Below are 13755 nucleotides of genomic sequence, written 5' to 3'. Positions count from 1 at the left end.
ACCTCATTACCCCTCACGGGGACTGAAACTTAATGAATGTTTTGGAAACTCAAATATCTATTGATGGTTTCCAAACCTCATTACCCCTCACGGGGACTGAAACTTCTTAAGTTGAATTTCTAGCTCGGTTTTTTTGGGTTTCCAAACCTCATTACCCCTCACGGGGACTGAAACCCAAAGACGGGTACGCCTTTGACACGGTAATGAAGTTTCCAAACCTCATTACCCCTCACGGGGACTGAAACCTTGGAATGATGATTAACACAAGGAAGACTTATGCTAGCGTTTCCAAACCTCATTACCCCTCACGGGGACTGAAACATTTGTCCGGCAATTTGTTGGTAAAGCGGCACTAAAGTTTCCAAACCTCATTACCCCTCACGGGGACTGAAACAGTACTTATTTGGGGTACGAGGTCGATGGGGTAACAGTTTCCAAACCTCATTACCCCTCACGGGGACTGAAACTTGAGATTCATCTCCCACCAGATTGTAAAACAGATAGCAGTTTCCAAACCTCATTACCCCTCACGGGGACTGAAACATAGAGCAAGCAGTTTTTTAATTTTCTCGCCAATTTTGTTTCCAAACCTCATTACCCCTCACGGGGACTGAAACATGATAGTCTGCTTCTGCTTGGTCTATTCTTTTTTGTTTCCAAACCTCATTACCCCTCACGGGGACTGAAACTAAAGAATGCCCTACGGCATCAACAGGGGTTTTATGTTTCCAAACCTCATTACCCCTCACGGGGACTGAAACGTAAAATTTGCATTCCTAAAACAAGTAAATGTTTCGTTTCCAAACCTCATTACCCCTCACGGGGACTGAAACAGTATTCCTAAACATGAAAACAACTTGAAATCAGGAGTTTCCAAACCTCATTACCCCTCACGGGGACTGAAACTTGAAACTACTGATAAAACAGTACAATTTACACATGTTTCCAAACCTCATTACCCCTCACGGGGACTGAAACAAGGTTGATGTTTCCTTGGTATACTGACCATTAGGTTTCCAAACCTCATTACCCCTCACGGGGACTGAAACTCTTCAGGGTTCAACGCCCTTCAAGATGATGGAATCTTATCAGGTTTCCAAACCTCATTACCCCTCACGGGGACTGAAACCTACTCAAGTTGCAAAAACTGAACTTGAAAACACTGCCAGGTTTCCAAACCTCATTACCCCTCACGGGGACTGAAACCAAAAACAATTAAAGGACTGATCGGCAAGACTTATGGGTTTCCAAACCTCATTACCCCTCACGGGGACTGAAACAATAAATATTGTGAATTCATTGGACGCTGCAAATTAGGAGTTTCCAAACCTCATTACCCCTCACGGGGACTGAAACATCATATCCACCGCCATAAAAATACCATTCAAATTCGTTTCCAAACCTCATTACCCCTCACGGGGACTGAAACTCAAGAGAATGTTTCGACTTCGCTCAACACAAGAGTTTCCAAACCTCATTACCCCTCACGGGGACTGAAACTGGTCAAGCCAGAAGGTTTCGAGGTTTTAGTTAAAGAGGTTTCCAAACCTCATTACCCCTCACGGGGACTGAAACGTAGTAGTTGCTGCCTCGTACCAAACTACCCGGCGGTTTCCAAACCTCATTACCCCTCACGGGGACTGAAACGTTCAATCAACAATGTTGATTTAGGAGGAGGAATCGTTTCCAAACCTCATTACCCCTCACGGGGACTGAAACAAATTTTGAATTTCCGCTTCATTTATGCAGCAGTAGCGTTTCCAAACCTCATTACCCCTCACGGGGACTGAAACCTATCAACTTTTACCCATTCCATATTTAAGCTTCCCTAAGTTTCCAAACCTCATTACCCCTCACGGGGACTGAAACACCACACTGCAAGGTGAAGCGACAGCCCTGCAAGCGGAGTTTCCAAACCTCATTACCCCTCACGGGGACTGAAACTATTTCTTGCTCTCATGCCTATAGTGTTTTTGTTTTGTTTCCAAACCTCATTACCCCTCACGGGGACTGAAACACTCTTATCTTTTTAAACCCAGGTTTATTGAAAGATGTTTCCAAACCTCATTACCCCTCACGGGGACTGAAACGCATGAATCCATAGCTTTGCAATTATTTCATCGGGAGTTTCCAAACCTCATTACCCCTCACGGGGACTGAAACGCATTTCCACCCATATCGTAATTCATCACCACGCCAATAAGGTTTCCAAACCTCATTACCCCTCACGGGGACTGAAACATATATTGGCAGGGTGGTATTTCCAATTATTTTCTGAGTTTCCAAACCTCATTACCCCTCACGGGGACTGAAACCAACCCACTGCTCACCAGTATCACTAGACTTTTTTAATGTTTCCAAACCTCATTACCCCTCACGGGGACTGAAACTTCACCTTTCCCAACCGCCGCTTGACGGCTAGCATATCGTGGGTTTCCAAACCTCATTACCCCTCACGGGGACTGAAACGTTTTAGCAATTTGGGAGGTAGCGGATCTCTGCAATGTTTCCAAACCTCATTACCCCTCACGGGGACTGAAACTTTGATGAAATTGGTAGGAAATCGGGGGAAAAGCTGTTTCCAAACCTCATTACCCCTCACGGGGACTGAAACTTTCAAATTGTGGTCTATTCTTCCACAAATCTTCTAGAGTTTCCAAACCTCATTACCCCTCACGGGGACTGAAACAGATCGCCGCGCTCAAATACCGCCATTGCAAATAATTAGTTTCCAAACCTCATTACCCCTCACGGGGACTGAAACTCTTTTGCAATCACTACTCCAAGTTCATCTGCAAGTTTCCAAACCTCATTACCCCTCACGGGGACTGAAACGTATTAATCGATAAAATTCTGGTTTTGCTGGGTTAGTTTCCAAACCTCATTACCCCTCACGGGGACTGAAACTGTCCATCCAAGTGTTCTGCCGCTATGCCATTTTTGTTTCCAAACCTCATTACCCCTCACGGGGACTGAAACTTGCAGCAATGCACCGATAAAAGTTAGTAAAAAGGTTAGTTTCCAAACCTCATTACCCCTCACGGGGACTGAAACAAGAAGGATTAACACCTGAACTGCTCAAAAAAATCGAAGTTTCCAAACCTCATTACCCCTCACGGGGACTGAAACAAGATTTTCTTCACCCTTCTCACCATGCTTTGATTGGTTTCCAAACCTCATTACCCCTCACGGGGACTGAAACTAAGTTTGTAGATTTTGATGGTAACGATGATTAACGTTTCCAAACCTCATTACCCCTCACGGGGACTGAAACTTGAAATATGAAGCTGGGGCACTAGCTGCTACTGAAGTTTCCAAACCTCATTACCCCTCACGGGGACTGAAACTTGCAGAGGAAATTACGGAAATTTCCACTGGAGTTTGTTTCCAAACCTCATTACCCCTCACGGGGACTGAAACTTTTTACATTTTTATCGAATAAGCTACCTTCTGGCAGGTTTCCAAACCTCATTACCCCTCACGGGGACTGAAACAGACCGTTCAGGCTAACTTAGCCCTCGGTGGTTACAAAGTTACTCAGTTTCCAAACCTCATTACCCCTCACGGGGACTGAAACATAAATTAAAAGTTTCTTTATCTGAGTTATCTAGAAAGTTTCCAAACCTCATTACCCCTCACGGGGACTGAAACAGTTTAGTGAATACAGATAGACAGGATTCGCCTCTTGGGTTTCCAAACCTCATTACCCCTCACGGGGACTGAAACAGAAAAAATGAGGCACAGAAAATTAAGGAAAAATGGTTTCCAAACCTCATTACCCCTCACGGGGACTGAAACTAAAATAACAATGCTGACGGTGCGTCATCAATTTCGTTTCCAAACCTCATTACCCCTCACGGGGACTGAAACAATTAGGACAAGCTAGCGGCTAAGAGAAAGTAAGGTTTCCAAACCTCATTACCCCTCACGGGGACTGAAACGTTTTGTCTTTCTCCAGAAGAATATCTGCTACACGGTTTCCAAACCTCATTACCCCTCACGGGGACTGAAACATCCACCGCACGAGCGCGGATTAAATCAAAGTAGGTTTCCAAACCTCATTACCCCTCACGGGGACTGAAACAGGCCAGTAAGGTTTTGCAAGCCGTTTTTTGCGAGTTTCCAAACCTCATTACCCCTCACGGGGATAGTGTCTCACCCCAAATAATACTAGAACCTATGCACTGTACAAAATAACTATCCTCTTAAACCCTTTCCCCTTTTTCCCCCGCCCCTTATCCCCAGAGAAAACCCTACCTTCCCCCTTGCCGCCAATCGGATGGGAGGCATCGGTTATTGAACAGCCCACAGTTTCCGCAACAGCACCACAACCTACTCCACAACAGGAAATCCAACAAGCCACTCCAAGGGCGATCGCATCGACGCCGAGCGCAGCTTGCAGCCCAAAGCGTGGTGTGGCGCTGTCGAGAAAACGGGTTGATCCATGTCCCCGCAGGTAGGGAACCATGCTGGGATAATGCATCATTTCCACCGATCAGGTGAGAACGGATTGCAGTCGTGATGTGAGAAATTGATCGATATAGTTTACAATCGCATCCCCATCTTCTTCCAAAGCAAAGTGTCCCGTATCGAGTAGATGGAACTCCAGGTTTTTTAAGTCACGCTGATAGGGATAAGCACCGTCAGCAGGAAATATGTAATCGTTCTTGCCCCAAACAATCAGAGTTGGAGGTTGATATTTACGAAAATACTCCTGCCATTGGGGATAGAGCGGTGGATTCGTACCATAGCTATACAGCAGTGCCAGTTGAATCTCACCGTTGCCAGGGCGATCGAGGAAATGTTGATCGATAGTCCAGGTATCGGGACTAATTGCTTCTAAATTGCGAACACCGTTGGTATATTGCCACTTCGTCGCTTCCAGGGTGACAAGATATTTGAGCTTTTCAGCATTCTCAGGCGATCGCTCTTGCCAGTATGCCTTAATTGGTTCCCAGAATTCGCGCAGACCTTCCTCGTAAGCATTGCCATTTTGAACAATCAGAGATTGCACGCGCTCTGGATATTTAGCGGCAATCCGATAGCCAATTGGTGCGCCATAATCCATCACATAAAGGCTGTACTTTTTGAGAGCGATCGCGTCAATAAATTTCTCCACAATCTCAGCCAAGCGATCGAACGTGTAATCAAATTCATTTACAGTTGGCATCGAACTGTTGCCGTAGCCAGGGTAATCAGGAGCAATGAGATGGAATTTATCAGCAAGGGCTGGTATGAGATTGCGGAACATGTGGGACGAGGTTGGAAAGCCGTGCAATAGCAGAATCGTCGGATTATCACGGGAACCCGCTTCACGGTAGAAGATTTCTAAACCATCGATTGAAACTGTGCGATATGTAGTCATGGGATTACTCCTTGTAAGTGATAAAAGATGGCGTTTTCCGACAGGTCGATCTATCTCGCATCCTGACAACCGAAGAGGGGGAAAGGGGAAAGGGCGCAAGAAAGAGTTTTTAAACATGGAAAAGGAAAAAAGATGTATTTCCAGATACGTAGTACGAGGAATACAGCCTCATAGTATCAAACCCCTAACTTTAGTTATGGGATTCCCTTTCCCCTTTAACCTTTACCCTTTTCCCCGCCCGAAGGGCGTTGACGGATCTGCTCCTGAAAGTAGTCCCGCCAGCTTTCGGGTAACGCTTCAAGTTGAGCAGCACGATGCAGTAATTCTGGATTGTTTCGCTCGCGAACATAAAGCTGAATGATATTAGCAACAGTAATATTGTTGGTATCTCGACTCACCAACTCTAAAGTGTCTCCGACTCCAACTTCGCCCTCTTGCAAAACTCGAAAGTAAAATCCGGTGCGACGACTGGCGAGAAATCGTTTCACCATATCCGCTCGCCCAAAGCGAATCCCTAGTTTGTAGCAAGGTAAGCGCGGTTGAGTCACCATTAGTTCCACACTGCCGATTTTGAAGCGATCGCCAATGTTAATTTCCTCTTCTTTCAATCCTGTAACTGTGAAATTTTCACCAAAGATTCCTGGCGTTAACTCTGTGTCAGGCAATTCGCTTTGCCAGTAGTCGTAATGCTCAAAAGGATAGACATATACGGCTTTGTCAATTCCGCCATGAACGGTGAGATCCGCTTGGCGATCGCCATCTAAATTGAGTTCGCGCACCATCACTCTGGAATTAACTGGCTCTTTAAAAATTCCAGTGCGGACGGGTTTTCCTTTCCAGGTCACTTCACGCGGCAGCCCGACATTAACAGAGATCAGCTTCATCTTTAACCCCTTTTGGACTTCAAATCTGTGCCATACCGCCATCAACAAACAACTCAATGCCGTTCACAAAGCTGCTATCATCTGAAGCCAGAAAAACAACGGCTTTGGCAATTTCATCGGGTGTGCCGACTCGTCCCAGTGGGATGGTGCTGGCTTGGCTGTCCACAAATTCTTGCAACTGCTGGTCATTAAGTCCCAAATGATCGTAACCAGGAGTCGGAACCACACCAGGGCTAATGGCATTCACTCGGATCTTGCGTTCTCTGAGGTCGAGTATCCAATTCCGAGCAAACGATCTCACGGCGGCTTTGGAGGCACTGTAAACACTGAAAGCTGGCGTACCTTTTATAGAAGTAATCGAAGCATTCAGGATAATAGAAGCGCCCTCTGGCAACAGTGGCAGTGCCTTTTGTACGGTGAACAGCAAACCTTTGACGTTTACGTTGAATGTTTTGTCAAAATGTTCCTCAGTGATTGCTCCAAGTGGGGCAATTTGTCCACCGCCAGCATTAGCAAAGATGATATCGAGGTGTCCTTGCTCTTGCTCAATAGTGGCAAACAGGCGATCGAGGTCTGCCAGATTAGAAACATCGCTCTGCACAGCCGTAACATTTTTACCGATGGCTTCTACAGCAGCATCCAGTTCGGCTTGGCGACGACCCGTAATGTAGACGTAAGAACCTTCAGCAACAAACTGTTTGGCAGTGGCAAGACCGATACCACTGTTGCCACCCGTGACAAGGGCGATTTTTCCTTCTAATTTTTTCATGATGCCGATCCTTTAATTGTTGGGTTTAAAGCAGTCAGTTGCTTATGGAGAGCGGAGTCAGGAGGAAGAATGGTCAACTTAATCTTTAAGGGATATCTCCAGGTACACCCAGAGTTTCGTCGCCAATTTCGCTAGAGACGCGTATGAATAATGCCAAGTCAGCTTCCTCATTCTCGTTTAGCGTCCCTGTTGCTTCAACTAGGTGAGCAAAGGCACTGGGCGAAGCAACAACTAACCCGCGAGCTGGTCGATCGCTGAGTGCAGCAACGACATGGGGTGTACCCATCGGAATGAAGGCACTTTCACCTGGGCCTAGCACAACCTTATTCTTACCAACCCAGACAGTGAACTCTCCTTCGAGTACATAAAGTTGTTCGGAATAACGTGTGTGGCGATGGGGTGGAGTCTGTGTGCCAGGAGGGAAATAACCTTCAATCAGATCGTATTTACCATCGGTCGTAGTGTGGTCGGCGACGATGGTGAGGCGAGAACCAAAAAGCCAGAAAGATTGTATCATAAAATAGATCCTTCTAATGAATGTTCAAGCTTACGACTCAGATAAAGCAGGCGTTCATGCCGTCAATGCCAGTACGTCATAGAAACCGAGTGCTAAAGCGAAGTGTCAGATAAACTCTTGAAAAGGGAGATTTCCGAACTCCTAAATAGATGAGTGTGTCAGATTTTAAACATTAAGCTTGTTAAGAACACTTTGCGAAGTACGCTCCATTTTAATTAAATCTGCTGCCTTCCCAGCAATCATCATAGTGGGTGCGTTTGTATTTCCCGTGGCGATCGTGGGCATGATGGACAAAAGGCTGGCAGGCTTACGACCGGCAATTCGTTCATCAACAGCATGAAGCTCACTGTTACTGCCAGGTCAAGCGAGCAGGCGCAACGATTCATTCCAGAGCCGATCGGCATTGTCTGGGTTTAGGGCGTAGGGGGCAACTCCGCTCATATAGCCGTTCCCGTTGGTGACGAGAGTGGCTTCATTGCAGTCCTCGAAATAGCGTCCGCCAACGCCCTTTAGTAGCCCAGAGGTTGCCAACAGAACGGAAGTTGCCGCACCCTGCGCTATTGTCTTCTGCCGCTCAGGTGGGGTTCTAAGACCGCCCGTATGACGCTGGAGGTTGGTTGCGATCGCCCCGGGCATCAGGGCATTAGCGGTAATGCCATCCTTGAACCAGCGCGCAGTAGCACCCACTGCAAAGAGGATGCTTGCGGTCTTGGACTGTCCATACGCCAACCACGGATCGTAAGGACGGAACATGAAGTGAATATCATCGAACACAATGGGCGACATCAGGTGTCCGCTAGAACTAACCAACACGATACGGGCGGCACCCTCTGCGGCGAGAGCGTCGTGTAGTCCGAGCGCTAGGGCAAAGTGTCCGAGATAGTTAGTGGCAAATTGCATCTCCCAGCCTTCGGGTGTGCGCTGTTCGGGCAGTGCCATTACCCCTGCATTATTAACGAGGATATGCAGCGGCTCACGCCAGGCAGCAATGAACTTGGCAATTGAGTTGCGATCGCTTAAATCAAGCAAAGCAACATAAATATTCCGGTTCCCAGTAGTAGCCATAATGTCAGCCGCGACTTGCGCTCCAGCATTGGTATTACGCACAGCTAGTGTGACGATCGCTCCAGTTTGAGCCAGTGCCCGCGCCGTTTCTGCGCCGATGCCCGATGCGGCTCCCGTGACGATCGCCCGCTTGCCGGAAAGATCAATTCCTTCTACGACCTCGGCGGCAGTGGAATGTCGTCCAAATGGTGTTGTAATCAGAGCCATTGTGTATCCCTTTACAGAGGTCGAGTGTTCTGTTTGCCTAACATCGACCGATAAACGCTCAACAGGTATGATAATCTGAAATTTATCAAAGACGATCGCTCGTTTCTAAATAGATGAATACGCCGGATTTTGGACGTTAGATTTGCTGAGAACCGTTCGTGCTGTGCGACCTGCTTTAATTAAATCCGCTGCCTTCTCACCAATCATGATGGTCGGTGCGTTCGTATTTTCCGTGACGATCGTGGGCATGATGGAGGCATCCACGACACGCAAGCCTTCAACCCCATGTACCCGCAACTCAGGATCGACCACTGCCATTGGGTCAATGCCCATTTTGCAAGTGCCAACGGCTTTGTTGCATGAAAGGAAAAAATGACACACCAATCCGGCATTAGAGCAGAAGTTAGTTTTCCACTTTGTAACTGTCTGGCTTGCCCAACTGGATCATGCGATTAAGGGCGGCACACTGTAGAAATAAATCGACCGCTTGATTGTCAAAAAAGCGTCGTCTCAACTTACCACCAAAGATGGTTTTGAGGCGAAAGATGGCTGTCTCTGATAATGAACGGCGATGATATCCACTCTCTTGTTTCCATTGCTTACGCCCGACTTGGTTCACCCTTGGCAGATTTTCATCTCTGGGATGGGGCTGGGAATGAGGATGTGGCTGTTGCATTTTGGCGTTGCTACGCGGTGGAATTGTGGCTCTCGCCCCGCGTTGTGAAATGGTGTTGTAACAACCTTTTGTGTCATAGCCACCATCTCCAGACACTTGCTCTATTGGTTGCTCAATCTGCTCCAATATGTCAGGCAGTACCTCACAATCAGCCATATCATTAGTAGTTACCACCGCACCCAGAATTTCGCCACTTTCAGAATCAACTCCTAGATGCAACTTACGCCACGTCCGTCTTTTTCCTACTCCATGTGTGCGAACTTTCCACTCTCCTTCACCATACACTTTTACTCCTGTCGAATCTACCACCACATGAACAGCCTGATCTTTTGGTACAACTGGTAATTTCATCGACAACTTGCTTAAACGTCTCGATAGTGTGGAGCGATCTGGTACGGCTAGCTCAATTCCCATGAGCATGAATAACGACTCCAAAAACCCCTCTGCTTGTCGTCCAGGCAAATGAAACACTGATTGAATCGTTCCCATCGTAGCGTTCCCGCTTCGGGTTGCCGAAGGCATCGCCACGTCACTATAATAATTGGATGCTCCCTTTCTCCCTGTTTTCTGCTGGTTGCGCCACTGCTCGATTACTTCTTCATTTACCCAGAACGTTATACTGCCTCGTTGTTTTAGTGCTGCATCATAAGCATTCCAATTTTTTACTTTGTACTGGGCTTTCGTCTTCATTGTTGAGCTAGGCGGCGAGCGAACATCGGCGATAGGTTAAATTTACCATTTAGCCTATTCACGCAACAACGCCCCATTGAACTGCTTTGCTTTGTCTGGCGATCGCCATCGCTTCCTCCTTTGAAGCTTCCGGTGAAATGGTAATTGTCGTTCGAGTACGTCCATTGATCTGCACTGCGACTGTCACCTGCTCGATAATCAAGAATTCTGGATCGAACTGGGGAAAAGTTTGCTGATGAATCGAGCAATCAGCACCCAATTGCTGCCAGAGTTCTTCTGTAACATGGGGTGCAAAGGGAGCCAACATCAACAGATAAAACTTCAATTCCACCTCTGCAATACTCGACTTTGATTGCAACATATTGAAGTAACTCATCAAGGCGGCGATCGCTGTATTGTATTTCAGCGATTGAATATCTTTGGAAATCTTGTGGATTGTTTGATGTAAACGCCGCTGCGATCCCAAATCAGGCGGATTTGGTTGCAAACTATTTTTGTGTTTGTTCGCCCATTGATACACTCTTTCCAAGAATCGCCGGATACCAGCAATCCCGCGATCGGAAAAATCGCCTCCTTGGTCGTATGGACCCAAAAACATCAGGTAAGTCCGCAATGTATCTGCACCATATTCCTCGATATAGCGATCGGGATTCACCACATTACCCTTCGACTTACTCATTTTCGCACCCTGTTTAGTCAGCAATCCGTGGGCGCGGAATCGTTGAAAGGGTTCCTCAAAGGGGATATGCCCCAAATCGTGCAACACCATTGTGATGAATCGACTGTACAACAGATGAAGCACAGAATGTTCTGCACCACCAATATACATATCCACAGGCAACCATTTAGCTGTAATTGCTGGATCGAATGGAACATCAGCGCGATCGCAACAGGGATAGCGCAAAAAATACCAAGCAGAATCCAAAAAGTTATCAGACACATCCGTTTCTCGCCGTGCTGCACCACCACAGCAGGGACAGGTTGTATTGACGAATTCTGGAATGTCCGCCAAAGGCGAATTCCCAGTTCCTTGAGGCAACCAATTTTCAGTTTCCGGCAACTGCACTGGCAATTGCTCCTCTGGCACGGGCACTATCCCGCAGCAATCGCAGTAAATAATCGGAATCGGCGGGCCCCAATAGCGTTGCCGTGAGATTAACCAATCTCGCAAGTGATACTGCACTGTGCCATTTATTTCGTCACGCCCAATCCAGTTGCGTTGAGCCGTTTTGACTTTTTCTGACCAGTCCAATCGATCCAAATTGTCCAACAACCATTGAGCATACTGGGTGATTTTGAAAAACCACTGTTCCAATTCCCGTTGAATGGCGATCGTGCTACACCGTTCGCATTCGCCGCCAATCACCTGCTCATCGGCAAGTACTGTCTTGCAAGAAGGACACCAACCAAAATTACTACTACTGTGACACGAATTCTCCGTTCTAGTTCTTGCTGTTTTACCAAAGCGTAAGCTGGCACAACGATAGTCTGTGGCTCTACAATTTGTGGAGGAATTAAGTTGGCATACTGATTGCCATTTGAAGCATTGCTGACTGTATATCCTGGTGCTACTGCTACAGCATTTTCAACTAGAATCAATTTACCTTTGGCATCTCGAATCGGATTACCAGCTGCATCTCGTTTTACAGGGAGTACTGAATTTCCATTGATATTGAAACCCTTGGCTGCATAGATTAATGTGTCATCGTACACATCAAGGGGATTGCCGTCAAAGTCGCTACTACCATTGATAGTCACCGTTCCTTCGGCTCGAATCCCAAATCCATCTGTGCGGTCATCGTCAACAATTGTACCCAGTCCTTGGGCATCACTGATGGTAGCATTGGTGGCGTTGCTCAGGTTAATCGCGAAGGTTTCATCAGCACCTCTGGTGCGATCGCCAATTACCTCTACAATGATTGATGGTGAGTACAGGTGGTAGGTCATTATCAACGATTGTACCTACACCTTGATTATCAGCAATTGTGGCATTTGTAGCATCACTCAAGTTGAGGAAGAAGGTTTCGTCAAACTCATCAATGGTATCGCCAAGTACCTGTACCGTAACATTTTTAGTAGTTTCACCAGGAGCAAAGCTAATTGTGCCGTTGGTTGCGGTATAGTCATTACCCGCGATCGCTGTCCCATCTGCTGTTGTATATTTAACTGAGATTGGTTTAGCGCTGGCTGTGTCGAGGTTCACCGTGTAGGTAATGGTTGCCGTACTGTTGTCACCTTCGGTGATGGTTTTGTTACCAATTGTCAGGGTTGGGGCTGCGTCGTCGTCGAGGATTGTAGCGATCGCTTGGTTGGTAAGAATTGTGGCATTTGTGGCATTAGTAAAGTTGATTCTGAAGGTTTCGTCGAATTCGTCATGCAACTACGTTAGGTAGTAGATTCACGGTCTTAGCAATTAGTGTACTGATTCGTGGCTGCGCTGTGCCAGTGGCATGGAAAGTAGTTACAGCTAACAAACCAGGAGCTTGGAAACCTTATTGGTTAGAACTTTTTGATCGCTTAAAACATAGCGTTCCACCAGATATGACAGTAATTGTTACCGCTGACAGGGGATTATACGCTGAATGGCTGTATCACAAAATAGTTGAATTGGGTTGGCATCCTTTTTTACGTATAAATCTTGGTGGGCAATTTCGCCTGTTAGATTCTCATGATTGGATTACTTTGACTGATACTGTTCCATTTGTGGGTAGCCATTGGTGTGGTGTTGTTCAATGCTTTAAAACCAATCCTCTAACTTGTACTCTTTTAGCTCGTTGGGACAAAGGTTACACCGACCCCTGGCTGATTTTGACTGATTTTCTACCACAGACAGCATCTACCACCTGGTATGGAATGCGCTCTTGGATTGAATGCGGTTTCAAGGATACTAAACGTGGTGGCCTACACTGGCATTTTACCAAAATCACTGACCCCAAACGTGCCGAGCGACATTGGTTAGCGTTCGCCCTTGGCGTTGGCGCAGCCATCGCTCTCGCTACTTTCTGGCTGGTCAGTGTTGGCAGTGAGGCTGATGCTACACCTCCTAATAGTAATTATGATGACTTGCCACCAGATCACATAGCACGTACTCAACCACCAGCTAAAAAACCAATACGTTTTTTAAGTTGTTTTCGACGCGGTTTTATTCAGATTATTGTTGCCTTGTTACTCGGTCAACCTTTGCCTATTGGTTGCTTCTTCCCTGAATCGTGGAGAAGTCCCACAGCTTTCTCATCTGCTTAAACAAAAAACCTGCCCTTGAAAGCCCCCCATCCCCCCATCTCCGGTACGGATGGCATTAAGCATTTGGAGGTTGAGCCATGATGGTAGTTTACGCACGCCTGGGGCGAGGGTGTTGTTCATCAGGTCGTAGGGGTGTATTTTGGAGTCGAGGTGGCTACCGTCATTCGTGAGGGTGGCGGTGATGTTGTTGCCGATGAAGGTTTTGGTGTTGTTGATGGTTTGGATGTAGCGATCGAATTCACTGTAGCCGTTGATTATACCTAATAAGTGTCCGGTTTCGTGGAGGATGGTGGTGAGGAGGTCGTATTTGCCGAATGCTTCGCCTGTGGTGGCGCGGTA

The 13755-nt window shown here is 46.9% G+C and carries 11 protein-coding genes, 1 pseudogene and 1 CRISPR repeat array (1 of these 13 cut by a window edge); of the genes and pseudogenes, 1 reads left to right on the top strand and 11 read right to left on the bottom strand.

The annotated features are described in order from the left end of the window. Nucleotides 1-4155: a CRISPR direct-repeat array (repeat unit 37 nt; unit sequence GTTTCCAAACCTCATTACCCCTCACGGGGACTGAAAC) (it extends 1183 nt beyond the left edge of the window). Nucleotides 4156-4177: 22 nt separating this feature from the next. From NSTC731_RS27130 to NSTC731_RS27080, 11 genes and pseudogenes are all read right to left on the bottom strand, one after another. Beyond that, complete coding sequence (locus tag NSTC731_RS27130; RefSeq protein WP_445627657.1) at nt 4178-4486, bottom strand: hypothetical protein; 309 nt, start codon at nt 4484-4486, stop codon at nt 4178-4180. 9 nt (nt 4487-4495) lie between these two features. Further along, nucleotides 4496-5365, bottom strand: a complete 870-nt coding sequence (locus tag NSTC731_RS27125; RefSeq protein WP_445627656.1) for an alpha/beta fold hydrolase — start codon at nt 5363-5365, stop codon at nt 4496-4498. A gap of 215 nt (nt 5366-5580) precedes the next feature. Beyond that, complete coding sequence (locus tag NSTC731_RS27120; protein WP_445627655.1) at nt 5581-6249, bottom strand: MOSC domain-containing protein; 669 nt, start codon at nt 6247-6249, stop codon at nt 5581-5583. A gap of 19 nt (nt 6250-6268) precedes the next feature. Then, entirely contained in the window at nt 6269-7018 is a 750-nt protein-coding gene (locus NSTC731_RS27115) for a glucose 1-dehydrogenase (RefSeq protein ID WP_445627654.1), read from the bottom strand. Nucleotides 7019-7103: 85 nt separating this feature from the next. Beyond that, the gene (locus NSTC731_RS27110) at nt 7104-7535 is read right to left on the bottom strand and encodes a cupin domain-containing protein (RefSeq protein WP_445627653.1); all 432 of its coding nucleotides are present in this window, start codon (nt 7533-7535) and stop codon (nt 7104-7106) included. Between the two features lie 360 nt (nt 7536-7895). Continuing rightward, nucleotides 7896-8807: an SDR family NAD(P)-dependent oxidoreductase gene (locus NSTC731_RS27105; RefSeq protein ID WP_445627652.1), complete on the bottom strand. Its 912-nt coding sequence runs from the start codon at nt 8805-8807 to the stop codon at nt 7896-7898. A gap of 105 nt (nt 8808-8912) precedes the next feature. Further along, a pseudogene (locus tag NSTC731_RS27100) lies at nt 8913-9188 on the bottom strand (GMC oxidoreductase); the annotation flags it as partial. Between the two features lie 22 nt (nt 9189-9210). Continuing rightward, nucleotides 9211-10173: an IS5 family transposase gene (locus NSTC731_RS27095; RefSeq protein WP_445627651.1), complete on the bottom strand. Its 963-nt coding sequence runs from the start codon at nt 10171-10173 to the stop codon at nt 9211-9213. A gap of 58 nt (nt 10174-10231) precedes the next feature. Continuing rightward, nucleotides 10232-11539, bottom strand: coding sequence for a class I tRNA ligase family protein (locus NSTC731_RS27090; protein ID WP_445627650.1), 1308 nt, complete (start codon nt 11537-11539; stop codon nt 10232-10234). Beyond that, nucleotides 11536-12120, bottom strand: a complete 585-nt coding sequence (locus NSTC731_RS27085; RefSeq protein WP_445627649.1) for a hypothetical protein — start codon at nt 12118-12120, stop codon at nt 11536-11538. The genes NSTC731_RS27090 and NSTC731_RS27085 overlap by 4 nt, the downstream gene beginning before the upstream one ends. Further along, complete coding sequence (locus tag NSTC731_RS27080; protein WP_445627648.1) at nt 12053-12553, bottom strand: Calx-beta domain-containing protein; 501 nt, start codon at nt 12551-12553, stop codon at nt 12053-12055. Before NSTC731_RS27080 ends, NSTC731_RS27085 begins: the two co-directional genes overlap by 68 nt. Before the next feature lie 65 nt (nt 12554-12618). On the opposite strand from NSTC731_RS27080, the gene NSTC731_RS27075 reads away from it, so the two are divergent. Beyond that, nucleotides 12619-13416: a hypothetical protein gene (locus NSTC731_RS27075; protein WP_445627647.1), complete on the top strand. Its 798-nt coding sequence runs from the start codon at nt 12619-12621 to the stop codon at nt 13414-13416. Nucleotides 13417-13755 lie beyond the last annotated feature (339 nt).

The organism is Nostoc sp. DSM 114167 (assembly GCF_052692655.1).
The sequence above is the reverse complement of the archived record's forward strand: the minus strand, read 5'-3'. Positions and strand labels throughout refer to the sequence as shown.

Excerpts from the sequence above, each read along its gene's own strand:
- NSTC731_RS27130 (WP_445627657.1), bottom strand. The coding sequence starts at position 4,486 with ATGATGCATTATCCCAGCATGGTTCCCTACCTGCGGGGACATGGATCA.
- NSTC731_RS27125 (WP_445627656.1), bottom strand. The coding sequence starts at position 5,365 with ATGACTACATATCGCACAGTTTCAATCGATGGTTTAGAAATCTTCTAC.
- NSTC731_RS27120 (WP_445627655.1), bottom strand. The coding sequence starts at position 6,249 with ATGAAGCTGATCTCTGTTAATGTCGGGCTGCCGCGTGAAGTGACCTGG.
- NSTC731_RS27115 (WP_445627654.1), bottom strand. The coding sequence starts at position 7,018 with ATGAAAAAATTAGAAGGAAAAATCGCCCTTGTCACGGGTGGCAACAGT.
- NSTC731_RS27110 (WP_445627653.1), bottom strand. The coding sequence starts at position 7,535 with ATGATACAATCTTTCTGGCTTTTTGGTTCTCGCCTCACCATCGTCGCC.
- NSTC731_RS27105 (WP_445627652.1), bottom strand. The coding sequence starts at position 8,807 with ATGGCTCTGATTACAACACCATTTGGACGACATTCCACTGCCGCCGAG.
- NSTC731_RS27095 (WP_445627651.1), bottom strand. The coding sequence starts at position 10,173 with ATGAAGACGAAAGCCCAGTACAAAGTAAAAAATTGGAATGCTTATGAT.
- NSTC731_RS27085 (WP_445627649.1), bottom strand. The coding sequence starts at position 12,120 with ATGACCTACCACCTGTACTCACCATCAATCATTGTAGAGGTAATTGGC.